Annotated in this window: 25 protein-coding genes and 1 tRNA gene; 16 read left to right on the forward strand and 10 right to left on the reverse strand. The window is 63.7% G+C overall.

Features of this window, described 5'->3' with window-relative positions; translation table 11 throughout:
* Positions 1 to 68 precede the first annotated feature (68 nt).
* The 8 genes from MRBLMC3_RS04805 (at position 69) to MRBLMC3_RS04840 (ending at position 7013) form a co-directional block, all read left to right on the forward strand.
* On the forward strand, positions 69 to 1220 hold the full coding sequence (locus tag MRBLMC3_RS04805; RefSeq protein ID WP_363754843.1) for a LysR family transcriptional regulator: 1152 nt from the start codon (positions 69 to 71) through the stop codon (positions 1218 to 1220).
* Between the two features lie 64 nt (positions 1221 to 1284).
* Positions 1285 to 2172: an NAD(P)-dependent oxidoreductase gene (locus tag MRBLMC3_RS04810; RefSeq protein ID WP_363826647.1), complete on the forward strand. Its 888-nt coding sequence runs from the start codon at positions 1285 to 1287 to the stop codon at positions 2170 to 2172.
* A complete protein-coding gene (locus MRBLMC3_RS04815) occupies positions 2169 to 3191 on the forward strand; it encodes an amidohydrolase family protein (protein WP_363826275.1) in 1023 nt (340 codons plus the stop codon). Before MRBLMC3_RS04810 ends, MRBLMC3_RS04815 begins: the two co-directional genes overlap by 4 nt.
* Positions 3188 to 3610: a protocatechuate 4,5-dioxygenase subunit alpha gene (gene ligA / locus MRBLMC3_RS04820; protein WP_133652244.1), complete on the forward strand. Its 423-nt coding sequence runs from the start codon at positions 3188 to 3190 to the stop codon at positions 3608 to 3610. The genes MRBLMC3_RS04815 and ligA overlap by 4 nt, the downstream gene beginning before the upstream one ends.
* Entirely contained in the window at positions 3610 to 4506 is an 897-nt protein-coding gene (locus MRBLMC3_RS04825; protein ID WP_363754847.1) for a class III extradiol dioxygenase subunit beta, read from the forward strand. The genes ligA and MRBLMC3_RS04825 overlap by 1 nt, the downstream gene beginning before the upstream one ends.
* 94 nt (positions 4507 to 4600) lie before the next feature.
* Positions 4601 to 4975 (forward strand): hypothetical protein, encoded by a 375-nt coding sequence (locus tag MRBLMC3_RS04830; protein ID WP_363734562.1) that lies wholly within the window; start codon positions 4601 to 4603, stop codon positions 4973 to 4975.
* 30 nt (positions 4976 to 5005) lie between these two features.
* The gene (locus tag MRBLMC3_RS04835; RefSeq protein ID WP_363754849.1) at positions 5006 to 5944 is read left to right on the forward strand and encodes a Gfo/Idh/MocA family oxidoreductase; all 939 of its coding nucleotides are present in this window, start codon (positions 5006 to 5008) and stop codon (positions 5942 to 5944) included.
* Positions 5945 to 5996: 52 nt separating this feature from the next.
* A complete protein-coding gene (locus MRBLMC3_RS04840) occupies positions 5997 to 7013 on the forward strand; it encodes an aldo/keto reductase (protein ID WP_363826278.1) in 1017 nt (338 codons plus the stop codon).
* Here the strand turns inward: MRBLMC3_RS04840 and MRBLMC3_RS04845 are convergent.
* Entirely contained in the window at positions 7008 to 7892 is an 885-nt protein-coding gene (locus MRBLMC3_RS04845) for a helix-turn-helix domain-containing protein (RefSeq protein WP_363826281.1), read from the reverse strand. The two genes, MRBLMC3_RS04840 and MRBLMC3_RS04845, sit on opposite strands and share 6 nt — an antisense overlap.
* A gap of 108 nt (positions 7893 to 8000) precedes the next feature.
* Here MRBLMC3_RS04845 and pobA point away from each other — a divergent pair, with 108 nt between their 5' ends.
* On the forward strand, positions 8001 to 9170 hold the full coding sequence (pobA, locus tag MRBLMC3_RS04850) for a 4-hydroxybenzoate 3-monooxygenase (protein ID WP_363826284.1): 1170 nt from the start codon (positions 8001 to 8003) through the stop codon (positions 9168 to 9170).
* Positions 9171 to 9358: 188 nt separating this feature from the next.
* Positions 9359 to 10411: a RelA/SpoT domain-containing protein gene (locus MRBLMC3_RS04855; protein ID WP_363754855.1), complete on the forward strand. Its 1053-nt coding sequence runs from the start codon at positions 9359 to 9361 to the stop codon at positions 10409 to 10411.
* 57 nt (positions 10412 to 10468) lie between these two features.
* Here the strand turns inward: MRBLMC3_RS04855 and MRBLMC3_RS04860 are convergent.
* Positions 10469 to 10542: transfer RNA gene (locus MRBLMC3_RS04860), tRNA-Gly, on the reverse strand.
* Positions 10543 to 10604: 62 nt separating this feature from the next.
* Positions 10605 to 11537 carry a sugar kinase gene (locus MRBLMC3_RS04865; RefSeq protein WP_363826287.1) on the reverse strand — a complete coding sequence of 311 codons (933 nt, stop codon included), beginning with the start codon at positions 11535 to 11537 and terminating at the stop codon, positions 10605 to 10607.
* A gap of 164 nt (positions 11538 to 11701) precedes the next feature.
* Here MRBLMC3_RS04865 and MRBLMC3_RS04870 point away from each other — a divergent pair, with 164 nt between their 5' ends.
* Together MRBLMC3_RS04870 and MRBLMC3_RS04875 are read left to right on the forward strand one after the other, a co-directional pair.
* On the forward strand, positions 11702 to 13657 hold the full coding sequence (locus tag MRBLMC3_RS04870) for a hybrid sensor histidine kinase/response regulator (RefSeq protein ID WP_363754962.1): 1956 nt from the start codon (positions 11702 to 11704) through the stop codon (positions 13655 to 13657).
* A 137-nt stretch (positions 13658 to 13794) separates the two neighbouring features.
* The gene (locus MRBLMC3_RS04875; protein WP_363734554.1) at positions 13795 to 14667 is read left to right on the forward strand and encodes an alpha/beta fold hydrolase; all 873 of its coding nucleotides are present in this window, start codon (positions 13795 to 13797) and stop codon (positions 14665 to 14667) included.
* Positions 14668 to 14738: 71 nt separating this feature from the next.
* Here the strand turns inward: MRBLMC3_RS04875 and MRBLMC3_RS04880 are convergent, their stop codons facing one another.
* The 3 genes from MRBLMC3_RS04880 to epsC form a co-directional block, all read right to left on the reverse strand.
* Positions 14739 to 15668, reverse strand: coding sequence for an NAD(P)H-dependent flavin oxidoreductase (locus MRBLMC3_RS04880; RefSeq protein WP_363754964.1), 930 nt, complete (start codon positions 15666 to 15668; stop codon positions 14739 to 14741).
* A 225-nt stretch (positions 15669 to 15893) separates the two neighbouring features.
* On the reverse strand, positions 15894 to 16253 hold the full coding sequence (locus tag MRBLMC3_RS04885) for a DUF2794 domain-containing protein (RefSeq protein ID WP_363826289.1): 360 nt from the start codon (positions 16251 to 16253) through the stop codon (positions 15894 to 15896).
* Positions 16253 to 16963: a serine O-acetyltransferase EpsC gene (gene epsC / locus MRBLMC3_RS04890; RefSeq protein ID WP_363734551.1), complete on the reverse strand. Its 711-nt coding sequence runs from the start codon at positions 16961 to 16963 to the stop codon at positions 16253 to 16255. Before epsC ends, MRBLMC3_RS04885 begins: the two co-directional genes overlap by 1 nt.
* A gap of 160 nt (positions 16964 to 17123) precedes the next feature.
* Here epsC and MRBLMC3_RS04895 point away from each other — a divergent pair, with 160 nt between their 5' ends.
* Entirely contained in the window at positions 17124 to 17897 is a 774-nt protein-coding gene (locus MRBLMC3_RS04895; RefSeq protein ID WP_363734550.1) for a sulfite exporter TauE/SafE family protein, read from the forward strand.
* Positions 17898 to 17936: 39 nt separating this feature from the next.
* Entirely contained in the window at positions 17937 to 18863 is a 927-nt protein-coding gene (locus MRBLMC3_RS04900) for a hydrogen peroxide-inducible genes activator (RefSeq protein WP_133652258.1), read from the forward strand.
* An 84-nt stretch (positions 18864 to 18947) separates the two neighbouring features.
* On the opposite strand, the gene MRBLMC3_RS04905 is transcribed toward MRBLMC3_RS04900, so the two are convergent.
* Genes MRBLMC3_RS04905 through pgsA form a run of 3 tightly spaced genes read right to left on the reverse strand, consistent with a single transcriptional unit; the run spans position 18948 to position 20212 of the window.
* Positions 18948 to 19388 (reverse strand): molybdenum cofactor biosynthesis protein MoaE, encoded by a 441-nt coding sequence (locus MRBLMC3_RS04905; RefSeq protein ID WP_363734549.1) that lies wholly within the window; start codon positions 19386 to 19388, stop codon positions 18948 to 18950.
* Positions 19385 to 19645, reverse strand: coding sequence for a MoaD/ThiS family protein (locus MRBLMC3_RS04910; protein WP_363826291.1), 261 nt, complete (start codon positions 19643 to 19645; stop codon positions 19385 to 19387). The genes MRBLMC3_RS04905 and MRBLMC3_RS04910 overlap by 4 nt, the downstream gene beginning before the upstream one ends.
* Before the next feature lie 3 nt (positions 19646 to 19648).
* Positions 19649 to 20212: a CDP-diacylglycerol--glycerol-3-phosphate 3-phosphatidyltransferase gene (gene pgsA / locus MRBLMC3_RS04915; RefSeq protein WP_133652261.1), complete on the reverse strand. Its 564-nt coding sequence runs from the start codon at positions 20210 to 20212 to the stop codon at positions 19649 to 19651.
* A gap of 157 nt (positions 20213 to 20369) precedes the next feature.
* On the opposite strand from pgsA, the gene MRBLMC3_RS04920 reads away from it, so the two are divergent.
* Positions 20370 to 21665: an MFS transporter gene (locus tag MRBLMC3_RS04920; RefSeq protein WP_363734547.1), complete on the forward strand. Its 1296-nt coding sequence runs from the start codon at positions 20370 to 20372 to the stop codon at positions 21663 to 21665.
* A 75-nt stretch (positions 21666 to 21740) separates the two neighbouring features.
* On the opposite strand, the gene MRBLMC3_RS04925 is transcribed toward MRBLMC3_RS04920, so the two are convergent.
* Complete coding sequence (locus MRBLMC3_RS04925; protein ID WP_363734546.1) at positions 21741 to 21935, reverse strand: hypothetical protein; 195 nt, start codon at positions 21933 to 21935, stop codon at positions 21741 to 21743.
* A 109-nt stretch (positions 21936 to 22044) separates the two neighbouring features.
* Here MRBLMC3_RS04925 and MRBLMC3_RS04930 point away from each other — a divergent pair, with 109 nt between their 5' ends.
* Positions 22045 to 24123: a transglycosylase domain-containing protein gene (locus tag MRBLMC3_RS04930; RefSeq protein ID WP_363826293.1), complete on the forward strand. Its 2079-nt coding sequence runs from the start codon at positions 22045 to 22047 to the stop codon at positions 24121 to 24123.
* Positions 24124 to 24191 lie beyond the last annotated feature (68 nt).

Consider the following 24191-nt stretch of genomic DNA (forward strand, 5'->3'; position numbering starts at 1 on the left):
GAACGAGGCGGTGAATGGGGACAAATCCGATCTATGCGCCGGCCATAAATTTTTGCTAATTATCCACCATGGCTCCTGACCAGTTCAATATCCGTCATCTTGCGGCCATGGCCGCCGTCGTCGAGCGGGGGAGCGTTTCTCTGGGCGCCCGCGCGGTCAATCTGACGCAGCCCGCCGTGACCCAGGGCATCGCCAAGCTGGAGGCGCAACTGGGACTGCCGCTGTTCGAACGGCAGCCGGGCGGCATGGCCCCGACCGAGGCGGCGCTGGCGCTGGCGCCGCGCGTGGACGCGGCATTGCGCCTGATCGGCAGCAGCCGGGTCACGGCGGCGCAGATCCGCGCATTCGTGACGCTGGCGCGGGCGGGCAGCTACCCGGCGGCGGCGGCCGAAGCGGGCGTGACCGAACCTTCGCTGCACCGGGCGGTAAGCGATCTGGGCCTGGCCATGGGTTACAGGCTGGCCGAGCGGCGGGGTCGAGGACTGGTGCTGACGCGGCAGGGCGCGGCGCTGGCGCGACGGTTGCGGCTGGCGCTGGCGGAGCTGCGGTCCGGGCTGGAAGACATGGCCGATATAGGCGGGCAGGAAGGCGGGCGGATCATCGTCGGCGCCATGCCGCTGTCGCGCGCGCGCCTTCTGCCAGCCGCGATCGCGAGTTTCCGCGCAAGCTTCCCGCATGTCGACATCAGCGTCCATGAAGGCTCCCATGCGGAGCTTGTCGGGCCGTTGCGCGACGGGGAGATCGACATGATGATCGGCGCGCTGCGCGACCCTTCGATCGGGCAGGATCTGGTGCAACGGCCGCTGTTCGAGGATCGGCCGATCATCATCGGGCGGGCGGGACATCCGCTGGCAGGTGGGTGGACCCCCGATGACCTGCGCCGTTTTCCCTGGATATTGCCGCCCGAGGGCGCACCGCTGCGACAATTGTGGCAACGCATGTTCGCCGCGCTGGGCGGAGCGTTGCCGGCCGTGCCGATCGAGTGCGGTTCGGTGATGACGATCCGGCAGTTGCTGCTGGGAGGCGATTATCTGACGCTGCTGTCGGTCGACCAGCTCGCGCTGGAACTGGAGGTGGGGATTGTCGCCGGCATCGGTCCGGCACCCGGTTCGGTCAGCCGGACCATCGGCGTCACCATTCGGGCGGGCTGGCGTCCGACGCGCCTGCAGGCCCGCTTCCTGGACGCCGTGGAAACCGAGGCCGGCAACATATATTCGTAAATTCTTATAAGGGGCGCATGGATTCGATTGGCGGACCGCCGGGCTATGCGCCATGCCCCGCAGGATGGAGCAGGAACTGGGTCTGATCGGATTTGGCGAGGCAGGGTCCACCTTTGCAGGGGCAGGCAAATGGGGCGCGCGCGCCCATGTGTTCGACCGCAAGACGGATGATCCCGCCGACGCGCAGGCGATGCGGGAGGCCTATGCCGCAGCCGGCGTGACATGTGCGCCGTTGCTGGAGCAGGCCTTGTCCGGCGCCGATCTGGTGGTGTCGCTGGTGACCGCGGACCAGGCGCTGGCCGTGGCGGAGGCGGCGGCGGCATGGCTGCGCGCCGGATCGATCTATTGCGACATGAACAGCGTCGCCCCCCAGACGAAGGAGCAGGCCGCGCGCCTGGTCGAGGCGGCGGGCGGCCATTATGTCGACGTGGCGGTGATGGCGCCGGTCAACCCGGCGCGCCTGTCCGTTCCGCTGCTGCTGAGCGGGTCCATGGCCGCGCAGGCCGCGTCCCGGCTGGCGGCCCTTGGCTTTTCGAACATCAATCTGGTCGGCGAAAACGTCGGCCGCGCTTCCTCCATCAAGATGATCCGATCCGTCATGGTGAAGGGGCTGGAGGCGCTGACCGCCGAATGCGTGCTGGCGGCCGAGGCGGCGGGCGTGCGCGAGGAAGTGCTCGCTTCCCTGGACGCCAGCGACAAGGCGCAATCATGGGGCGACCGGGCGGACTATAATCTGGATCGCATGATGATCCATGGCCTGCGCCGCGCCGCCGAAATGGAAGAGGTGGTCCGCACGCTCGACGGGCTGGGCACCGGCGCCGCGATGAGCCGGGGCACGGTGGAACGGCAGCACGCGATCGGCGCGCTGGGCGTGAAAGCGCCGGGCAAGGGGCTGGGCGCGAAGATCAGCCAGATCATTCAATCAAATGCACGAAAGGCGGATGCCGCATGAGCCTGATCATCGACTGTCACGGCCATTATACCGTATTGCCCAAGGGGCATGACGCCTGGCGCGAGGAACAGAAGGCGGCATACAAGGCAGGCGTGCCCGCCCCCGCCTATCCGGAAATTTCCGACGACGAGATCCGCGACACCATCGAGTCCAACCAGCTGCGCCTGATCAGGGAGCGCGGCGCTGACCTGACCATCTTCTCCCCCCGCGCATCGGCCATGGCGCCCCATTTCGGGGATGCGGAAGTCGCCAGGGAATGGGCGATCCGCTGCAACGACCTGATCGCCAGGGTCGTGGCCATGTTCCCCGACACATTTGCCGGCGTGTGCATGTTGCCGCAGTCGCCGCAGGCCGACATGGCGAACAGCATCGCGGAACTGGAACGTTGCGTCGACATGGGCTTCATCGGCTGCAACCTCAATCCCGATCCGGGCGGCGGGCATTTCCGGCATCCGCCGCTCACCGACCGTTACTGGTACCCGTTCTACGAGAAGATGGTGGAGCTGGACGTGCCGGCGATGATCCATGTTTCGGGGAGCTGCAACCCGGCGATGCATGCGACCGGCGGCTATTATATCGCGGCCGACACGATCGCCTTCATGCAGTTGCTGGAGGGAGACCTGTTCGCCGATTTCCCGACTCTCCGCTTCATAATTCCGCATGGCGGGGGCGCCGTGCCCTATCATTGGGGGCGCTATCGCGGGCTGGCCGACATGCTCAAGAAACCCAGCCTCGACACGCATCTGATGAACAACATCTTCTTCGACACCTGCGTCTATCACCAGCCGGGCATCGACCTGCTGGCGGATGTGATCGACAACAAGAATATCCTGTTCGGATCCGAAATGGTCGGCGCCGTGCGCGGGATCGACCCGACCACAGGTCATTATTTCGACGACACCAAGCGCTATGTCGACGCGCTCGACATCAGCGCGGAGGAAAAGCACGCCATCTTCGAGGGCAATGCCCGCCGCGTCTTCTCGCGGCTGGACGCGATGCTGAGGGAGCGGGGACTATGACGACCGAACACCCCGCGCATCAGGACATTCATGAATATCTCGCCGAGTTCGAGGATATTCCGGGCACGCGCGTCTTTACCGCGAAGCGCGCGCGGCAGGGCTATCACATGAACCAGTTCGCCATGAGCCTGATGAAGGCGGAGAATCGCGAGCGGTTCAAGGCGGACGAGCGCGCCTATATGGACGAATGGCCGCTGACCGAGGCGCAGAAGCAGGCGTTGCTCGCGCGCGACTATAATGCGTGCCTGGACCTGGGCGGGAACATCTATTTCCTGTCCAAGCTGTTCTCGACGGATGGCCTGCCCTTTGCCGAGGCGGTCAGCACGATGACCGACATGAGCTTTCCCGAATATCGGGAGATGATGAACAAAGGGGGCCGCTCCCCCGAAGGGCTTCGGTCCATCAAGGAGAAACGCTGATGGCCCGCATTACCGCAGGCGTCGCATCAAGCCATGTGCCGCTGCTGGGCGTCGCGTCGGATTTCGGCAAGGATCGGGACGAGTATTTCGGGCCCATCTTCGCCGGCTATGACTGGACCCGCGAATGGGAGAAGGCGGAGAAACCCGACGTCGTGATCCTGGTCTACAACGATCATGCGTCGGCCTTCGACATGAAGATCATCCCGACCTTCGCCATCGGCTGCGGCGAACGCTACAAGCCCGCCGACGAGGGTTGGGGGCCGCGCGCCGTCCCCGATGTGGAGGGGCATCCCGACCTCGCCTGGCATATCGCCCAGAGCCTGATCCTGGACGAGTTCGACATGACCATCATCAACGAGATGGATGTCGACCACGGCCTGACCGTCCCGCTTTCCATGATGTTCGGCAAGCCCGACGCCTGGCCGTGCAAGGTCGTTCCGCTGGCGGTCAATGTCGTCACCTATCCGCCGCCGTCGGGCAATCGCTGCTGGGCGCTGGGCGAGGCGATCGCCAGGGCGGTGGCGAGCTTCCCCGAGGACCTGAACGTGCAGATATGGGGCACGGGCGGCATGAGCCACCAGCTTCAGGGGGCGCGTGCGGGCCTCATCAACAGGGAATGGGACAATCGCTTCCTTGACGGCCTGATCGGGGAGAGCGACCATCTGCGCCGCATCCCGCACATCGAATATCTGCGCGAAACAGGCAGCGAGGGCATCGAGATGGTGATGTGGCTCATCATGCGCGGCGCATTGGGCAGCAAGACCCGCGCGCTCCACCGCCATTATCATGTGCCCTGTTCCAACACCGCGATCGGCCATCTTGTGCTGCGGCCGGATAATGGCGAAGGATATGACATGACCGGCAGCGAAGGAGGACCGCCTATCGCTCCGACATGAGGCACATCGCCCGAAAATCCCCGGCAAGAGGGAGACGGGCGTCAAGGGAGGGTCATATGACACAGGCATTACGGGGTTGCGTGGGAACGATCGGGTGACCGGCCGTTTCTTCGACATCGGGCAGGTGCTTGCCGAGGTACAGCTCCTTCACCGGCAGATCGCCGCGGCTTCAAGCGCCGGGACGGATGGGTGGCGGCAGGAAGTGGTGCGACTGCGACGGCGGATGGCAGAGCAGATCGGGGCTCTCATTCCGCTGGTGAGTGCGGGCCGGCCAGGTTGCGATACGCCGCAGTTCGACGGCTTCCGCAAGGCGGTGTCGCGATTTCGGACGGCGGTGGCGGAACATCAGGCCCAATGGCCCGCCGTTCTGCTGGATACGAGAGACCCGGCCTATGTCGAGTCCGTCACCAGGCTTCGCAGCGCGCACGAGAATATGGATGAGAGTTTTCGCCGGCTGGAGAGCGGGTGAAACGAACCAAGTGAAGAAGGAATGACAGATATGCGTATTGCCCTGGCGGGCGCCGGAGCGTTCGGCGAAAAGCATCTCGATGGCCTCAGGAATATCGACGGCGTGACCGTCACCTCGCTGGTCGGCCGCAATCTGGAACCGACCCAGGCGATCGCCGCCAAATATGGCATCGGCCATGCCACCACCAACCTTGATGAAACGCTGGCCCGCGACGATGTCGACGCGGTGATCCTGTGCACCCCGACGCAGATGCATGCGGACCAGGCGATCGCCTGCATGAATGCGGGCAAGCATGTCCAGGTCGAAATCCCGCTGGCCGACAGCTGGGCCGATGCGCAGGCCGTGCTCGCGAAGCAGCAGGAAACCGGCCTGGTGTGCATGGTCGGCCATACCCGCCGTTTCAATCCGTCGCACCAATATGTCCATAATCTGATCAGCGCGGGCGAGCTGAACATCCAGCAGATGGACGTCCAGACCTATTTCTTCCGCCGCAGGAACATCAATGCCAAGGGCGAGCCGCGCAGCTGGACCGACCATCTGCTGTGGCATCATGCCGCGCATACCGTGGACCTCTTTGCCTATCAGGCCGGCCGGATCGTCGATGCCCATGCCATGCAGGGGCCGATCCATCCCGAGCTGGGCATCGCCATGGACATGTCGATCCAGCTCAAGAGCGAAACCGGCGCGATCTGCACCCTGTCGCTGAGCTTCAACAATGACGGGCCGCTCGGCACCTTCTTCCGCTATATTGGCGACAATGGCACCTATATCGCGCGGTATGACGATCTGGTGAACGGCAAGGAAGAACCGATCGACGTCAGCAAGGTCGCCGTGTCGATGAACGGCATCGAATTGCAGGACCGCGAGTTCGTCAGCGCGATCCGCGAAGGCCGCGAACCCAATTCCAGCGTCGCCAAGGTGTTTGACTGCTATCGCGTACTGGGCGAACTGGAAAAGCAGCTCGCATAGGATGATCGGGGAGCGGGGCATTGTCCCTGCTCCCGAGGAAGGAGGAAGGTCCGTGGTCCAGTTGCCGCAGCGCAGGGTCGGTTCAGCCAGCGTGTCCGCGATCGGGCTGGGCTGCATGAGCCTGTCGCACGCCTATCTGCCCAAGCCCGAACCGGCCGATGCCGAGCGCCTGTTGCTTCGCGCGCTGGACCTGGGCGTCACATTCTTCGACACGGCCGCGCTCTATGGTTTTGGCGCCAACGAGCAATTGTTGGGGCGCGCGATCATGCATCGCCGTTCCGAATTCACCCTGGCCAGCAAGTGCGTGCTCGCGGAGATCGACGGGAAACGTGGTCTGGATGGATCGCCGGAGGCCATTGGCCGTGTTCTTGAGGATTCGCTGCGGCGGCTGAACACCGACCATATCGACCTGTACTATCTGCACCGGCTGGACCCCAAGGTGCCGATAGAGGACTCGGTCGGCGCCCTGGCGCGGGCGGTCGAGGCCGGGAAGATCGGGGCGATCGGCCTGTCCGAAATGTCGGCGGCGACATTGCGGCGCGCCCATGCCGTGCACCCGATCGCCGCGATGCAGACGGAATATTCGCTGCTCACCCGCAATGCGGAAATTGCGGTCCTGTATGCGTGCAGGGAGCTGGGAACCGCCTTTGTTGCGTTCTCGCCGCTTGGACGGGGGATGCTGACGGGATCCCTGCCGCCCTCCGCAGTGGAACCGCCCGACCTGCGGGCCACGCTGCCGCGTTTCAGGTCGCCTCATGTCGAGGCCAATCTGCTTCTGGCCGGCAAACTCGCGGCCATTGCGCGATCGGCGGGCTGCACGACATCTCAACTCAGCCTTGCGTGGCTGCTGGCGCGTGGAGACCATGTCCTGCCTATTCCGGGGACCGCCAGTCCCGACCATCTGGCGGAGAATATGGCGACATTGTCCATGTCCATATCAGCGGACGCGCTGGCGCAGGCGGATGCCCTGTTCAGCCGAGGCGCAGTTTCCGGCCCGCGCTATCCGCAATCCGCCCAGGCGCAGGTCGATACGGAAATCTGGGAAGGCGAACCGCTGGACGTTTCATGACGACCGGCTGGCCCCGCCTCCACCGGCTCGCCAGTCGCTGGGCGGGCGCCCCACATGGCGGGTGAAGAAGCGGGAGAAATAGGCCGGGTCGTCAAAGCCGATCGCATAGGCAATTTCCGCGATCGAAAGATTGGAATAGATGAGCAGGCGTCGCGCTTCCAGCAGGGCGCGTTCATCGACCATGGCGGCCGGAGACATGCCCGCGACATGGGAGCAGGCCTGGCGCAGCGTCGTTTCGCTGACGCCGAGCGCGAGGGCATGGGCGGCAACCGGATCCCGTTCCCGAAAGCGCTGTTCGATGCGTTCGCGCAGGCGGGCCACGAGGCGGGCCTGCCTGCCGCTGCTGGCGGCACCAGCATCGCCGGGGGCCGCATGGCGAAGCGCCTGAACCAGCAGGCCGAGAAGCAGCGCTTCCACCGCGCCGCGCTGGCCGGGGCCTGACCAGGCAAGTTCCCTCGCCATGCGCTGGATGGCCGCCTCCGCGTCCGCGAAATCGGCTGGCGGCAGTGAGACCGCATGCGGAGCGCGGAACAGCGGTTGAAGATCATCGTCGCGGCTGAGGAGATGTTGCAGGTAGCTGTCGGAAATCGTCGTCACCCAGCCGAGAGATTCGCGAAGCCAGGTAAAGCCGTGGATTATCCCGGCGGGGACGAGCAGCAGACAGGGGGCATCGAACGACACCGTGTCGCCGTCGGCGCGCATGGCCCCGCCGCCTTCGCAGATCAGGATGACATGGTTGAGATCGCGATGGATGTGCGGCTGGATCGTCCATTCGCTGGGCCGCGATCGATCGTCGAGGCTTTCCACATGGACAAAGCCGGCTTCGACTGCCCTTTGCGGCTCACCATAGAGGTAGAAGGTCGGAACGGCTGTGCCCATGACGCCCAAAAGCTGTTGGATCGTCCAATCTATATGCTGGCATAGCCATGGCAGGCAAGCCCCGTCCGCGCCAGAAGAAGCCGGACAAGGCATGAGAGGAACAGGGCCATGAAAACGCAAGTCGCCATTGTCGGCGCGGGACCGGCCGGCCTTTTGCTGGGCCATTTGCTGCGCGCCGAGGGGCTGGACGTCGTCGTCGTGGAGCGGGCCTCGGCCGATTATGTGCTTGGACGCATTCGCGCCGGGGTTCTGGAGCGGACGACGACCGATCTGATGGACCGGCTGGGCCTGGGCGAACGGATGCACCGGGAGGGGCTGCCGCATGACGGCTTCCATCTGGCGGATGGCGAACGCCTCATCCGCATCGACGTCGCCGCGCTCACCGGCCGGCAGGTCATGGTCTATGGACAGACGGAATTGACGCGTGACCTGATGGACGCGGCGCCCGAACGCGGCCTCAACGTGATCTACGAAGCGGGGGACGTGGCGCTCCACGACCTGGAGGGGGACGCGCCCTATCTCAGCTTTACCGAAAATGGCGCAACCCGGCGGATCGATGCGCAGTTCATCTGCGGCTGCGACGGATTTCATGGCCCTTCCCGTGCCGCCATTCCGGCGTCGGTGGGAAAGCCCTTCGAAAAAATCTATCCCTTCGGCTGGCTGGGCATCCTGGCCGACGTGCCGCCCTGCAATCATGAACTCATCTACGCCAATCATGATCGCGGCTTCGCACTGGCGTCCATGCGTTCGGAGACGCGCAGCCGCTATTATATCCAGGTTCCGCTGGACGAGAAGGTCGAGGACTGGCCGGACGAGCGGCTATGGGATGAACTGGCCGTCAGGCTGGGGCCGGAAGCGGGCGCGCAGATCGTCCGGGGGCCATCGCTGGAAAAGTCGATCGCGCCGCTGCGATCCTTCGTGTTCGAACCGATGCGTCACGGCCGCCTCATGCTGGCTGGCGACAGCGCGCATATCGTGCCGCCGACCGGGGCGAAGGGGCTCAATCTTGCGGCATCCGACGTCCATTATCTTTCGGAGGCGCTGGTCGCCTATTTCCGGCGCGGCGACAATGACGCCATTGCCGGCTATTCGGACCGCGCCCTCGCCCGGATCTGGAAGGCGGAGCGCTTCTCCTGGCAACTGACGGGGCTGATGCACCGCTTCCCGGACAATGACGCGTTTGACAGGCGGATGCAGCTCGCGGACCTGGATTATATCGCCTCGTCCGTCGCGGCGCAGACGACCATCGCCGAAAATTATGTCGGCCTGCCGCTTTGATGCGGCAGACCTGCACGGCGGGAGGATATCCGCGCGAACAACGGCTGCGGGCCAACGCGGACAGTGATGCAGCTTAAAAGTTCGCTGCGCATCTAAGGTCGGGAAATTGACAGGATAAAGGCCATCAAGATGGACGCGCCCATCTAATTGCCCCATGGTGCAACTGATTTAACATATGCGGGGTGGCAATGGCATCGAAGCCGGAGCAGAATGAGTTTCCGGGCGGATCGAAGCAGCGGGTTTCCAATGCCGGCGCCGCAGTGCGGGCAGGCACTGCCTCCTTCGAGGACTATGTAGTCATTGAGCGCTGGAGAGCTGCTCACCGAGCCGTCTTGAACACCTTTCAGGCGATTCTGCGCAACAGAACCCGAGGATCCGGCATCATCGTGGCTCAACGCCACAAGCGTAGAAATACGATTTTCGGAAAGCTTCGTCGATTCCCGACAATGCTCTTGGCTAGAATGGATGACGTCGCCGGATGCCGTCTCATTTTCCCTGACACCCAATCGCTTTATGAATTTCGTCACAAACTTCATGCCGCCAACTTCCAGCACCAGTTGAGAAATCAGCCAGACAAGTACGATTACATCAAACACCCAAAGGATACTGGATATCGGGGCGTGCACGATGTTTATATTTACAACGTCAATTCTCTCCATGGCCGGGCGTACAAGGGATTGCTGATAGAGCTTCAATATAGAACTCGTTATCAGCATGCGTGGGCTACAGCAGTAGAAGTGGTTGGCTTCATTACTGAAAGTCAACCTAAATTCCGTCAAGGTGACAAGCGATTCGAACTCGCATTGTCGCTAGCCAGCGAAATCATCGCGCGGACCTTTGAAGATTCAAACTCCTGCCATGCTGATCTGAGTGATGAGAAATTGGTAGACACTTTTCTCCAGATCGACGGTGAATTAGGCTTCATGCGCATGCTTCGAGCACTGAATTCTGCAAATAGCGAGGTTACAGAAAAGAAGAACGTAATTCTAATATTTGGGGAAAATGACAACCCAGATGACAAACTGAAAACGCTATCCTATCGAGACGCAACCGATGCTTTGCGAGCACTATTCCAGCTTGAGAAAGAAAATCCTGGAAAAGATATCGTCCTTGTTAAGGCAGATTCTTCAGACGATGTGCGCATCGCGTTCAAAAATTACTTTTCAGATGCGACCGACTTCATTCAATTGATTGATGAAGGTTGCAAAAAACTCGTGGGCAGCCGAGTAATGCAACTCTAATTTGCGCCGCGCAACACGATCACAAACGCCTCACAAGTTATTGAGTTAGGGATTTTATGGAGCGGGTGAAGGGAATCGAACCCTCGTCGTAAGCTTGGGAAGCTTCTGCTCTGCCATTGAGCTACACCCGCCCGGGTGGAACGCGGCTTAGCCTTTGATCCTGGTGCCGTCAACGCGATCGCGGCGGAGAATTTCAGAGATCGGCATAGGGCGCCTCGGCATCGCGGGCCGGTATGGCGCCGCGGCGGCCGATATTCCAGCCGGCCAGACGATGCCCGGCGATCGCCGCTTCGCCGGGGGTGCGGCCGGCGAGGCGGGCGTGGAGATAGCCGCCGTTGAACGCGTCGCCCGCGCCGCTCGAATCGACGACGCTCAGCTTTGCCGGGGGAGCAACGATCCGCCCGTCCACCAGGCATCCCTCCGCGCCGAGCTTCACAACGACCTCCCGGCCTTCATCCGCCCCCCAGCGGCGGGCGGCGTCCCCGGCATCGTCGACTTCGCCCATCTCCACTTCGTCAGCGAGGGTCGGCAGGCCCATGTCGCTGACGGCGATCGCCCGGTCCCGCCACTGCCGGGCCGTGTCCGCATCGGGCCAGAGCCGGGCGCGATAATTGCCGTCGAACGCCACCTTGCCGCCATTGGCGCGGACCGCGCCGCACAGGCCAAGCAGCTTCTCGCGCGCCTCTTCGGGCAATATGGCCAGGGTGATCAGCGAGAAATACAGCAGTTTCGACCGGGCCGCCTGTTCCATCATGGCGGCGCTTCCCGGCAGGTCGAACATGCGCCTGGCGGCCGCCTCTCCCCGCCAATAGTGAAAGCTGCGTTCGCCCTGCGCATCGGTTTCTATGGCATAGAGGCCGGGTAGCCTTCCCTCCGCCGCGAGCAGCAGGGACGTGTCGACCCCCTCCCCCTCCCATGCGGCGCGCAGTTCCACGCTCATGGGATCGGCGCCGATCGCGCTGGCGAAGCGCACCTGGTCGCCGCAGCGGGCCAGATGGATCGCGGTATTGATGACGTCGCCGCCATAACGCAAATTCCAGCCGCCGTCCGGGCCGCCCTCCCCCGAAGCGCGGCTCAACTCCAGCATCGCTTCGCCGACGACGGTTACCCCTTCGGTCATGCCCATATGCGTCCCATCCTGCTGCTATGGGCGCCTCCTTGGCGCTTAGGGCACGGGCAAGTCAATGCCGCGCGGGCTCCGCCCATGCCGACAATTTCTTTCGCAAACGGAACGTCCCCTGCGGCTGCGCGTTGCAGGAAACGGACACGCTATTCGACGGGAATGCCCAAATGCACACGGCGGCGCCGGAAGGATCTGGAAACCGCTTCGAGCTGCTGGTCCAGAATGTTACCGACTATGCCATCTACATGCTGTCGGAAACCGGCATCGTCGCGAGTTGGAACGCCGGCGCGCGGCGTTTAAAGGGCTATGATGCCGAAGAGATCATCGGCCAGCATTTTTCCCGCTTCTACACGGCGGAGGATCAGGCGACCGGACTTCCCGCCCGGGCGCTGGAGACTGCCGAACATGCCGGGCGGTTCGAGGCGGAGGGATGGCGCGTGCGCAAGGACGGATCGCGTTTCTGGGCGCATGTCGTCATCGATCCCATCCGCGAACCCGGCGGCCGGCTCATCGGCTTCGCCAAGGTCACCCGCGACCTGACGGAGCGCCGCGCCGCCGAGGAGGAATTGCGGCGCAGCGAGGAACGCTTCCGTGTCCTGGTGCAGGGCGTCACCGACTATGCGATCTACATGCTCGACCCCGTGGGGACGATCACGAGCTGGAATCCGGGCGCGGAACGCTTCAAGGGATACAAGACCGAAGAGATATTGGGTCAGAATTTCTCTCGCTTCTATTCGGAGGAGGACCGCATGGCGGGGCTGCCCTCCAGAGCGCTGGATACGGCGGCGCGCGAAGGCCGGTTCGAGGCCGAGGGGTGGCGCATCCGCAAGGACGGATCCCGATTCTGGGCGCATGTCATCATCGACACGATCCGCAGCGCGCAGGGTGAATTGATCGGCTTTGCCAAGATCACGCGCGACCTGACCGAGCGAAGGGAGACGCAACTGGCGCTGGAAGAAGCGCGGGAAGTGGTGTTCCAGGCGCAGAAGATGGATGCCATCGGCAAGCTGACCGGCGGCGTCGCCCATGATTTCAACAATCTTCTGGCCGTGATCGTCGGCAGTCTGGACCTGGCGCGGCAGCGGCTGGCGAGCGGGGCGGACATATCCCGCTATATCGACAATGCGATGACGGCGGCGGAGCGCGGCGCGACGCTGACGCAGCGCATGCTCGCCTTCGCGCGCAAGCAGGAACTGAAGCTGCGAAGCGTGGATTGCGTGACGCTGGTCCGGGACATGGCGGACCTGTTGAAGACGACCCTGGGCAACGGTGTGGCCATAGAGACCCGCTTTCCCCTGCAACTGAGCGCCGCCCATGCCGATCCGGCGCAACTGGAACTGGCTCTGCTCAACCTGGCGGTCAACGCCCGCGACGCCATGCCGGACGGTGGGAGGATCATCATAGAGGGCGCGGAGGCTACGCTGTCGAAGGCGCAGCGCCCCGACCTGGCGGATGGTCGCTATGTGCGCCTGTCCGTGATCGATGAAGGCGAGGGCATGGACGCAGCCACGCTGGAACGCGCGCGCGAACCGTTTTTCACGACCAAGGGGGTCGGCAAGGGCACGGGCCTGGGCCTGTCGATGGTGCATGGCTTTGCCGAACAATGCGGCGGTTTGCTGACCATCGCCAGCGAGCCGGGCAAGGGGACCACGGTATCGCTGTGGCTGCCCTGGGCGCCGGCCGACGAGGTCAGGGAGGATGTCGCGGACATACCCGACATGCTGGCGCTGGCCGAGCCGCTGGTGATCCTCGCGGTCGACGACGATGACCTGGTGCTGACGAACACCGCCGGCATGCTGGAGGAACTGGGGCATACCGTATTCCAGGCGACGTCGGGACGGGACGCGCTGCGCGTGCTGGAAAAAGGCAGCGTCGACCTGGTCATCACCGACTATGCCATGCCGGGCATGACGGGAACCCAGCTTGCCGATCAGATCGACGAACGATTCTCCGGCCTGCCCGTGGTGATCATCACCGGCTTTGCCGAATTGCCGCCCAACATGACGCGACGGCCCCGGCTGGACAAACCGTTCAAGCAGGCGGAGCTGGCGCGCATCGTGACAGCGGTGACGCAGGGCGGCCAGAAGCTCGTGCGGTTGGCCCCGCCGTCCGACAACCTGTAGGCGGCGATCTTTACCAAAGCTTGACGAAACAGGCGTAAAGCAAGGATTTCCTTGCCCTAGCCCCTTGCATGCGTCGGGAAGTTCGCCAAAGAGACATGAACGTCGTCCCTCCCCCGTACCCTCTTCCGCAGGATCGCATGAACAGGCAAGCCGCGCCGACTTCCCATTTCTACACGTCGCTGCGCATGCGCCTCCACTATCTGGATTGGGGCAACAGTGCAGCCCCGACGCTGATCCTGGTGCATGGCGGGTTCGACCACGCCCGCAGCTGGGACTGGACGGCGCGGGCGCTGGCGAAGGATTATCATGTCATCGCACCGGACCTGCGTGGCCATGGCGACAGCGCCTGGTCGGCCGAGGGTTCCTATATGACGGCGAACTATGTCTACGATCTGGCGCAATTGATCGAGCAACTGGGCCGGGAGCCGGTGATATTGGTCGGCCATTCGCTGGGCGGCTCGATCGCGCTCCGCTATGCCGGGCTTTTCCCGGAAAGGGTCGCCAAGGTCGTCGCCATTGAAGGGCTGGGCCTGTCGCCGGGCCGGATCGAGGAGCAGGCGCAAAAGGCCGAACCGGACCAGTGGCTGCAGTGGATCGAGAAGCGGCGAGGGCGCGCGCGCCAGACGCGGCGGCATTACCCGACCATCGAGGCCGCGGTCGCGCGCATGCGGGAACGCAACGACCATCTGTCGGTCGAGCAGGCGATGCATCTCACCATCCATGGCGTCAATCGCAACGAGGATGGCAGCTATCGCTGGAAATTCGACCCCTATCTCCATGACCCCGCGCCGCAGGCCTGGTCCGACATCAGCCTGCCGCAGTTCTGGGAACGGATCGCATGCCCCACGCTCCTGTGCCTGGGGCTGGATAGCTGGGCCTCCAATCCGGTGAAGGACGGACGCGCCGCGCATTTCCAGGATGCGCGGCTGGTCGAATTCGCGGATGCCGGCCATTGGCTGCATCATGACCAGTTCGACCGCTTCATCGCGGAACTGCGGGACTTCCTCTGATCCGGCCATAAGGCAGAAGGCTGGGTGGGACGTCCTGGGGCCTAGTTTTTCCTGCGAAGGGCCTGGCCCCGTTATGCTTTGAAGGCGGCAATGGCGGCCTGATATTCGGACCGGAGCTGGGCGATGAAGTCGGCGGCAGGCTGGACGCCGCGGATTGCGCCAATGCCCTGGCCCGCGCCCCAGACATCGCGCCACGCCTTTGCACCACCTGAAGCGCTGGAAAAATCCATTTGCGAAGCCTTGGGCAGATTGTCTGCGTCCAGCCCGGCAGCGGTGATGCTGGGGCGCAGATAATTGCCGAGCACGCCGGTGAAATAGTCGGAATAGACAATGTCGGCCGACCCGCTGTCGACGATCATCTGCTTGTAGGCAAGTTCGGCATTGGCTTCCTCGGTCGCGATGAAGGATGACCCCATATAGGCGAAGTCAGCCCCCATCATCCGCGCCGCCGCGATCGAGCGGCCGGTCGCGATCGCGCCTGAGAGAGCGAGCGGCCCGTCGAACCAGGCGCGGATTTCCTCAACCAGCGCAAAGGGCGAGAGGGTGCCGGCATGACCGCCTGCCCCCGCGGCCACGGCGATCAGGCCATCCGCGCCCTTTTCAATCGCCTTGCGCGCGAAGACATTGTTGATGACGTCATGAAGGACGATGCCGCCGTAGCTGTGTACGGCCTCGTTCACATCCTCCCGCGCGCCCAGCGAAGTGATCACGATCGGCACGCGATATTTGACGCAGAGAGCGAGATCCTCCTCCAGCCGGCTGTTGGTCTTGTGCACGATCAGGTTGACCGCGAAGGGCGCGTCCCTGTCCGTCAGGGCTTCCCCCAATTGCTGGAGCCATTGTTCAAACACGCCCGACGGACGGGCGTTGAGCGAAGGAAAGGCGCCCACGATCCCGGCGCGGCACTGGGCGATGACGAGCGCCGGCTGCGAGATGATGAACATCGGCGAGCCGATCAGCGGCAGGGACAAACGGCCTTCCAAAAATGCCGGCAAACTCATGGGCCAGGCCCCTCCTTCATGATTTACGGAAACGCGCTATCACCTCGCACAGCGCGACAAAAGATCGAATTTGGCGACCTTGCGGCGGCGGGCGCATGGCCGTCGAACGCCGTAGCGTCAACGATGCGTATGTTTCGATAAAGATGAACGGGTCTGAGAGACGGGCCAGGGAAAAGCCGCATTATTATAGGGAACGATCCATCCGCGCCTTCACGAGGCAGCGGATCAATCCCCCACGATCTTGAGCAGCCGGCGTTCCACGGGCGCGAGTATGCCCTGAAGCTCGGCGCCGCGCTTCAACACATGGCCTGCCTCCCCGATCAAGGCCCACATGCCCTGGCGATGACGCAGCGAGGGCCGCTTTTCGATGCGGAATTCCGGTCGCTCGGCGGACCGGCGGAATGCGGAGAAGATCGCCGCTTCCCGCCCCATGTCAATGGCGTAATCGCGCCAATGCCCGGCCGCGACCATGCGGCCGTAAAGATCCATGATACGCTGAAGTTCGAGGCGATCGAACCCGGTCTGACCGGCCGAGCCAGCCGCGCCCCGGGCCGCTTGCGACGGAAACGGCGTCACATTGCTCATCAGGCGCGGCCACGCTCCCTGAGCTCGGCAAGATGATCCGCAGGCGCATTGCTCCGTTCAGCCAGCAGGTCGGCGAGGCGCTTCTGCAACTGGTCGATTTCAAGCTGGAGCATTTCCAGCTTCTGCTTGTCCGGGTCGACGCAGTCGGAGCAAGGCGTGCCATAGGGCAGGAATTCCCGCTGATAGGCCGTCACGTCGACCAGCATGGGACGCGCGGGAATGCCGACCATGGTCGCGCCCTCCTTCACATCCTTGGTCACGACGGCGTTGGCGCCGACGCGGGCACGGGCGCCCACGCGCACCGGACCCAGCACCTGGGCACCGGAACCGACGATCACGCCGTCTTCCAGCGTCGGATGGCGCTTCCCGGCGATGCCATTGGCGGGGTCCGTCCCCCCCAATGTCACATTCTGGTAGAGGGTGACGTCATTCCCGATCTCGGCCGTCTCCCCGATCACGGTGAAGCCATGATCGATGAAGAAGCGCTTGCCGATGCGCGCGCCGGGGTGAATGTCGTTGCCGGTCAGGAACCGGGAAAAATGGTTCACCGCGCGGGCCAGGAAATAGAGCCGCGCCCGGTAAAGCCGATGCGCGACCCGGTGAAAGGCCAGCGACCAGACACCCGGATAGAGGAGAATTTCGGCGCGCGAACGCGGAGCAGGATCGCGAGCTTTGACCGAATCCAGATAGGCAATAAGATTGCGCAGCATGAAGCGCCCCTGATGAAAACCGACCAGGCGGTACATAAGCGCAAAAGGATGAATTTTCCAGATGGTGGGCTATTTCGGCTTCGTCCGATAAAACAGAAAGTTTCTTGGCGGCCCGTGATATACCAATCAAAGCGGTAGACAATGTAACAGGGACCAGTGAATGATCGACATATTGATCGCCCGTTTCGGCGAAGTCCTGCCCTTCATTCTCATCGGTTTCGGCGCCCAGATGATCGACGGCGCCCTCGGCATGGCCTATGGCGTCATTTCCAGCACGCTCCTCCTGGCGCTGGGCGTGCCGCCCAGCAGGGCGTCGGCGAGCGTCCATGCGGCCGAAACCTTCACGACGGGCGTGTCGGCCATCAGCCACATCCTTCACAGAAATGTCGACTGGCGCCTGTTCGCGCGCCTCATCATTCCGGGCGTGGTCGGGGGCGTGGCCGGGGCCTATCTGCTGTCCAATGTGGACGGGGCGGTGATCAAACCCTTTGTGCAGGCCTATCTGACGGCGATCGGCGTCTACCTGATATGGCGCGGTTTCCATTATCCGCCCCAGGCGCGCAATCCCAAATGGGTGGCACCGCTCGGCCTGGTCGGGGGCTTCATGGATGCCACGGGCGGCGGCGGATGGGGGCCTGTGGTGACGTCGAACCTGCTGATCCAGGGATCCAGCCCGCGCCATACCATCGGCACGGTGAACAGCGTCGAATTCATCCTGACGACCGCCATCAGCCTGACCTTCCTGCTGCATCTGGGCTGGGAAACCTTCACCACCTACACGGTCGGCCTTTTGATCGGTGGCGTGATCGCCGCACCTTTCGGCGCGATGCTGGCCCGGCATGTCGCGCCCAGAACCCTCTTCATCGCCGTGGGATCGATCCTGACCCTCACATCGCTGTTCGGCGTGGCCAAATGGCTTGGATATATTGGTTGAGTTAATTATATTGGGCTTTCCAATCGAGGAAAGCGATCAATGTCCAGTTACATGCCCACCCTCAAGCAGCTTCAATATCTTGTCGCGCTGAAGGAGCATGGCCATTTCGGCAAGGCCGCGGATAGCTGCTTCGTCACCCAGTCGACGCTGTCCGCCGGTATTCGCGAGCTGGAATCGCTGATCGGCATCACGCTGGTCGAGCGGACGCGGCGGGTCGTCCGCTTCACCGCTCTGGGCGATCGTATCGTTGAAAAGGCGCATCGGGTGCTGCGCGAGGCCGAAGAACTGGCCGCCATCGCCGAGGCGTCGGGCAAGCCGTTGACGGGCGAACTGCGGATGAGCGTCATTCCCACCATCGCCCCCTTCCTGCTCCCCCGGCTGCTGCCCCGGCTGCGTGGCGAGCGACCGGAACTGAAACTCTATCTGCGCGAGGAAACAACGCAGGCGGCCATCGAGTCCCTGCGGCACGGCAATGTGGATTGCGTGCTGCTCGCCCTGCCCTTTCCGACTGGGGAACTGGACAGCGAATTTCTGTTCCAGGACCGGCTTTATGTCGCCTTTCCCCGCGACGACCCGCGCGATCCGCCCGAATGGATCTCACCCGAGATGATCGACGAGACCAAGCTGTTGCTGCTGGAGGACGGGCACTGCCTGAAGGACCATGCGTTGGCGGCGTGCAACCGGCCGGAAATTCGCGCGAGCGCGATGATGATGGGAACGTCCCTGCATACGCTGGTCCAGATGGTCGACAACGGTCTGGGGATGACCATCATGCCCGAAATGGCGATAGCCAGCGGTTTGCTCAACCACACGCAGATTACCGCTCGCCCGCTTCGTTCGGAACGCGCGCATCGGGACATCGCGCTGGTTTGGCGGAAGAACAGCCCGCGCGACAAGGAGTTTCGGCTGTTGGCGGAACTGCTGCGCGACGCAGCGGACCTGCAGGAGATCAGCGCGGCTGCCTAGGACGGATCCTGGAGCGACTTCCAGGGGATCGGAACCGATCGCTGGTCGAGAAATAGCGGAAAACAAGACAGGTGCATGACAGGCTCAACGCTGCCAGCTCTCCGCCTTCTCATCATCCTCGGCGCGGGCATCCACCCAGGCGGTGCGCTCGGCAAAATGTTCCTTCTTCCAGAAGGGCGCACGGGATTTCAGCCAGTCGATGAGGAAGGCGCAAGCCTCCAGCGCCGCTGTTCGGTGACGGGATGCCGTGCCCACGAACACGATCCTCTCGCCCGGAACCAGCCGTCCGAAACGGTGGATCACTCGCACGCCAAGCAGAGGCCAGCGCTCGCATGCCTCCGCCACGATGCGTTCGACCTGTACCGTCGTCATCGCAGGATAATGTTCAAGTTCGAGCGCGACCAGATCGCCATCCCCCCGGACGATGCCGGTGAAGCTGGCGACGCCGCCACCACCAAAAGCCTCCAGCGCGGCGAGTTCCGCGCCGGGATCGAAATCGCCAAGCTGGATGGAGATGCGGCTCATCCGCCCGTTACCGGGGGGAAGATGGCCAGTTCCTTTGCTTCGCCAATCACGCTGTCCAGCGGCACGAAATGCTGGTCCAGCGCCGCGCGCAGCTTTTCCGGACGGGCAAAGGCTTCGGCATAGCCTGCCCCCCGCGTGGCCAGCGTAGCGATGAGCGCACCGATGGTGACATCGGCGGCAGGCCGTTCGACCTGTTCCTCATCGCGGCCAATGGCCTCACGAACCCAGGCGAAATAGACGAGCGTCAGGTCGGACACGGTTCAATCCATATGCTTGATGCCGACGCGCAGATAGTCCCAACCCGTAACGAGGGTCAAGATCGCCGCCGCCCAGAGCGTGGCGATGCCGACCAGTTGAACAAAGGGGAATTGCGGCACTGCGCCGGCTAGAATCAGGGCACCCAGCGCGATGAGCTGGCAGGTCGTCTTCCATTTGGCGAGGCGCGACACCGGCACGGAAACCTGGAGTCCGGCAAGAAACTCGCGCAGGCCCGACACCGCGATCTCCCGCAGCAGGATGATCATCGCCGCAGCGATATGGATGCCGGAAATATCGCGGGTGGCGGCCAGCATCAGGATCACCGCGCCGACCATGATCTTGTCCGCTATGGGATCAAGAAAAATGCCCAGTTTCGATACGGCGCCCTGCGCCCTTGCCAGATAGCCGTCGAAATAATCGGTGATCCCCATCAGGCAGTAAAGCGCGAAGGCCAGCATGTAGCCGGTCGTCCAGCGCGCACCGACCTCCGCCGGCCACAGCAGCGCGACCAGCAGCGGCACCGTCAATATGCGCGAAAGCGTCAGCAGATTAGGCAGCGTCAGCATGGCGGCGAACTGCCACAGTCGGGGCCGCCGCACAAGCAGGCGTGCAACATGACGGGATGATCGGGCGTCGACATTCGGCGCGGAGGGCTTGTGCTTACCCGTCTTCTGTCGCTAGACCCCGCCACGCTCATCCACAGCGAAGAAGACCCCCTCGCCCATGCAAGCCTCTCTAAGGCTCCTCAACAAGCGACGTTTTCTGCCGCTTTTCATCACTCAGCTCCTCGGCGCGTTCAACGACAACCTGTTCAAGAATGCGATGGTGCTGTTCGTCGTCTATTCCGTCTACAATGACGAGAAGTCGGAAACCTGGTTCAGCGCGCTGGCGACCGGCGTGTTCATCCTCCCCTTCTTCCTGATGTCCGCCCTGTCCGGCCAGCTTGCCGACCAACGCGACAAGGCCGCGATCATCCGCATCGTCAAGGCGGCCGAAATCGTCATCATGACGGTCGGTGCGGTCGGGCTGGCGCTCATCTGGAGCGGGGTGGCCGTGCATCTGCTCGCCATCCCTCTCCTTCTGCTCGCGCTGTTCGCCATGGGGGTCCATTCGACCTTCTTCGGCCCGATCAAATATGCGATCCTTCCCCAGCATCTGCATGACGAGGAAGTGCTGGGCGGAACCGGACTGGTCGAGGCCGGAACCTACATCGCCATCCTTGCCGGGACGATATTGGCAGGGATCATCCCGGTGCAGGCGGCAGCGGCCTGCATCATCCTGACGGCCATTATCGGCTGGCTAACAGGGCGCAACGTGCCCGCGGCGCCATCCCTGCTGGAGCGGCAGCCGATCGACTTCCACATCATCCGATCCTCGATCACGCTGGTGCGGGGAACGATGCACATCCGGCGGCTCTATCTCGCCATCATGGCGATCAGCTTCTTCTGGGCGGTCGGCACCGTGCTGTTCATCCAGTTTCCGCCGCTGGTCAAGAATGTGCTGAGCGCCGACAAATCGGTAGCCAGCCTGTTCCTGGGCATTTTTTCGATCGGCATCGCCATTGGATCGGTGGCGATCAATCGCTTGCTGAGCGGCCATGTCTCGGCCCGATATGCGCCTGCGTCCGTCATCGGCATGGGCATCAGCATCATCGCCTTCCACATCATATGCGACCTATGGATGGCCGGGTCGGACGGCAGGATGCTCAGCCTGTCCGGTTTCCTCCATCATCCGCTGGCGATCCCCTTGTCGCTCTGCCTGCTTTGCGTGGCGACGTTCGGCGGGATGTTCGTGGTGCCGCTCTACGCCTTCCTCACCACGACCGTCGAGAAGTGCGAGGCGGCACGGACCGTCGCGGCCAACAACATCGTCAATTCAGGGGCGATGGTGCTGGGATCGCTGCTGACGATCAGCCTCAGCATCGCCGGCCTGTCGGTGGTGAACCAATTGCTGCTGGTGGCGGCGCTGTGCCTGCCCTGCGCGTGGATCGCATGGACATTGCACAAGGCGTGCGATTGAGACGGCGATACCGGCGAATCTCCTGCCTTCGGGCGGAAGCGCGGACGCTCTTCCCGGTGGCAGGTCGCCGAAAAACTAGAAAATGAAGCTGTAGAAAGCCGTGAAGAAGGCGCCGAAGCTCAGCATGAACAGCTTCCAGTCATTGTCGTCGGACGGCGGAGCGCGATCGCGGCTCGCCTCTGCAACGGCTGGGCGCAGCACATGGCGCGGCAACCGTTGGCGGAACGGGTGGCGGGTCGACTCGCTCGTCAGGACCAGAGTTCTTCTCATGGGCAGCAGGTTAACGGATTCTTTACCATCGGAAAGACCGCTGTTTACGGTTAATCCATGCCTGTCCCGCCACGGGACATGCTTGACCGTATCAAGCAAATAACACAGCATGGCCGAAGCAATGAACGACCCCCTGACGACTCCCGACCCGGATGCCCTGCCAGAGCGCGCCTTCGGCGTCGGCCCGCCCAGCGCCTTCGCGCCGCCCCGGCCGTGGAAGCGCCGGGTGCAGATAGCCGGGTGGGTCGTCGCGGCGCTGCTGGCGCTGCTGATGATCCTTGTCGCCTGGCTTGCGGTCACCGCGCCCATGTCGCGATCGCTCAAGCCGATCGCGCCGCCCAGCATCAGCCTGATGTCGGCGGACGGCCATCTGATTGCGCGGCGCGGCGCGATCATCGACAAGCCGGTTACCATCGCTGCCCTGCCCAAGCATGTGCCGCAGGCCTTCATGGCGATCGAGGACCGACGATTCTATAACCATTGGGGCGTCGACCCTCGCGGCATAGCGCGCGCGGCCTGGCACAATCTCTGGTCCAGCGGTTCCTCCCAAGGCGGCAGCACGATCACGCAGCAGCTTGCCAAGGGGGTGTTCCTTTCCAGCGACCGCACCTTCGGACGCAAGGCGCGCGAAGCGCTGATCGCCTTCTGGCTGGAGGCATGGCTGACCAAGGACCAGATATTGGAGCGATACCTGTCCAACGTCTATTTCGGGGACAATGTCTATGGCCTGCGCGCGGCATCGCTGCACTATTTCAACCGCCAGCCGGAAAGGTTGACGATCCCCCAGGCCGCGATGCTGGCAGGATTGCTGAAGGCGCCGTCCCGGCTTGCCCCGACCACCAACCTGAAGGGCGCGCGCGATCGTGCCGCCCTGGTGACGCAGGCCATGGTCGAGGCGGGCTATATCAGCAAGGCGGAACGCGACGCCCTGCCCCCGGCGCGGCTCAATGTGCAAGATGCGCCCGATCCGACCAGCGGTACCTATTTCGCGGACTGGGTGCTGCCGGAGGCGCGGGACCGGGCCGGCGCGGTCTATGGTGCGCAGAATGTGACGACTACGCTGGACTGGCGCATACAGAGGCTGGCGGAGGCCGCGATCCGCCGCGCGCCGCTGGGCAAGGCGCAGGCCGCGTTGGTGGCGATGAAGCCGGACGGCAGCGTGGTGGCGATGGTCGGCGGCAGGAACTATGGCGAAAGCGCCTTCAACCGCGCCGTTCAGGCCAGGAGGCAGCCGGGTTCGACCTTCAAGCTGTTCGTTTATCTGGCTGCCTTCCGCGCCGGCATGACGCCCGATGACTTCATCGAGGACACGCCGATCACCACGGGCAGCTATCGCCCGGCAAATCATGGCGGCAAATATCGTGGGCGCATCACATTGCGGCAGGCCTTCGCCGCATCGAGCAATGTCGCGGCGGTCAGGCTGACGCAGAAGGTGGGCGTCGACAATGTCATCAAGGTGGCGCGCGATCTGGGCGTGACCGCTCCCTTGACGGAGGATCTGAGCCTGGCGCTCGGCACGTCGGAAATACCGCTCGTCGAATTGACGGAAGCCTATGCGGCGGTGGCGGCGGGCGCATATCCGGTGCCGGCCCATGGCCTGCCTCCGGAAGAACAGGGCTGGTTCGACCGGCTGCTGAGCCGCCAGAAGCATTTCAGCGACGACCAGCTGGAAATGATCCGCGACCTCCTGTCTTCCGCCGCCAATCGCGGCACCGGCAGCGCGGCCGCCCTTCGCACCAGCACTTTCGGCAAGACCGGCACGACCCAGGACAGCCGCGATGCGATCTTCGTCGGCTATGCAGGCGGGCTGGTGACGGCGGTGTGGATCGGCAATGACGATAACAGCCCCCTGCCCGGCGGCGCGGCGGGAGGCGGCGTGCCGGCCCGCATCTGGCGCAACTTCATGGCGGGAGCGATCAACGAGCCGGTCGAGGATGCGCCGGAGGAAAGCAAGGACAGCGACCTGGTCAACGCCATCGCCAATGTCGCTACGGAGGCGGGGCTGGGCAATATGAGCGTGGGCCTGGACACGCAGGGGGTGACGGTGAACGTCGGGAACGGCCAGATCCGCCTTCCGATCGACCAGCCGCAAGGGCCGCAGCCGGCCGTGCCCGGACCACAGCCGGGCACGCCCCCGCCGCGCATCATCGTTCCGACCGCGCCCGCCGCCGCCGATCAACAACCTTGATGGCGGCGGGCGATGATGCGCTTCTGCCTGCGCCGGCGCGCGACACTATTTTCACCGTCCGCGCCATT

The organism is Sphingobium sp. LMC3-1-1.1, from assembly GCF_040676285.1.
Lineage (GTDB): Bacteria > Pseudomonadota > Alphaproteobacteria > Sphingomonadales > Sphingomonadaceae > Sphingobium.

Bases quoted from the DNA above. Each gene is read 5' to 3' on its own strand.
- MRBLMC3_RS04805 (WP_363754843.1), top strand. From the start codon at position 69: ATGGCTCCTGACCAGTTCAATATCCGTCATCTTGCGGCCATGGCCGCC.
- MRBLMC3_RS04810 (WP_363826647.1), top strand. From the start codon at position 1,285: ATGGAGCAGGAACTGGGTCTGATCGGATTTGGCGAGGCAGGGTCCACC.
- MRBLMC3_RS04815 (WP_363826275.1), top strand. From the start codon at position 2,169: ATGAGCCTGATCATCGACTGTCACGGCCATTATACCGTATTGCCCAAG.
- ligA (WP_133652244.1), top strand. From the start codon at position 3,188: ATGACGACCGAACACCCCGCGCATCAGGACATTCATGAATATCTCGCC.
- MRBLMC3_RS04825 (WP_363754847.1), top strand. From the start codon at position 3,610: ATGGCCCGCATTACCGCAGGCGTCGCATCAAGCCATGTGCCGCTGCTG.
- MRBLMC3_RS04835 (WP_363754849.1), top strand. From the start codon at position 5,006: ATGCGTATTGCCCTGGCGGGCGCCGGAGCGTTCGGCGAAAAGCATCTC.
- MRBLMC3_RS04845 (WP_363826281.1), bottom strand. From the start codon at position 7,892: ATGGGCACAGCCGTTCCGACCTTCTACCTCTATGGTGAGCCGCAAAGG.
- pobA (WP_363826284.1), top strand. From the start codon at position 8,001: ATGAAAACGCAAGTCGCCATTGTCGGCGCGGGACCGGCCGGCCTTTTG.
- MRBLMC3_RS04855 (WP_363754855.1), top strand. From the start codon at position 9,359: ATGGCATCGAAGCCGGAGCAGAATGAGTTTCCGGGCGGATCGAAGCAG.
- MRBLMC3_RS04865 (WP_363826287.1), bottom strand. From the start codon at position 11,537: ATGGGCATGACCGAAGGGGTAACCGTCGTCGGCGAAGCGATGCTGGAG.
- MRBLMC3_RS04870 (WP_363754962.1), top strand. From the start codon at position 11,702: ATGCACACGGCGGCGCCGGAAGGATCTGGAAACCGCTTCGAGCTGCTG.
- MRBLMC3_RS04875 (WP_363734554.1), top strand. From the start codon at position 13,795: ATGAACAGGCAAGCCGCGCCGACTTCCCATTTCTACACGTCGCTGCGC.
- MRBLMC3_RS04880 (WP_363754964.1), bottom strand. From the start codon at position 15,668: ATGAGTTTGCCGGCATTTTTGGAAGGCCGTTTGTCCCTGCCGCTGATC.
- MRBLMC3_RS04885 (WP_363826289.1), bottom strand. From the start codon at position 16,253: ATGAGCAATGTGACGCCGTTTCCGTCGCAAGCGGCCCGGGGCGCGGCT.
- epsC (WP_363734551.1), bottom strand. From the start codon at position 16,963: ATGCTGCGCAATCTTATTGCCTATCTGGATTCGGTCAAAGCTCGCGAT.
- MRBLMC3_RS04895 (WP_363734550.1), top strand. From the start codon at position 17,124: ATGATCGACATATTGATCGCCCGTTTCGGCGAAGTCCTGCCCTTCATT.
- MRBLMC3_RS04900 (WP_133652258.1), top strand. From the start codon at position 17,937: ATGTCCAGTTACATGCCCACCCTCAAGCAGCTTCAATATCTTGTCGCG.
- MRBLMC3_RS04905 (WP_363734549.1), bottom strand. From the start codon at position 19,388: ATGAGCCGCATCTCCATCCAGCTTGGCGATTTCGATCCCGGCGCGGAA.
- pgsA (WP_133652261.1), bottom strand. From the start codon at position 20,212: ATGCTGACGCTGCCTAATCTGCTGACGCTTTCGCGCATATTGACGGTG.
- MRBLMC3_RS04920 (WP_363734547.1), top strand. From the start codon at position 20,370: ATGCAAGCCTCTCTAAGGCTCCTCAACAAGCGACGTTTTCTGCCGCTT.
- MRBLMC3_RS04925 (WP_363734546.1), bottom strand. From the start codon at position 21,935: ATGAGAAGAACTCTGGTCCTGACGAGCGAGTCGACCCGCCACCCGTTC.
- MRBLMC3_RS04930 (WP_363826293.1), top strand. From the start codon at position 22,045: ATGGCCGAAGCAATGAACGACCCCCTGACGACTCCCGACCCGGATGCC.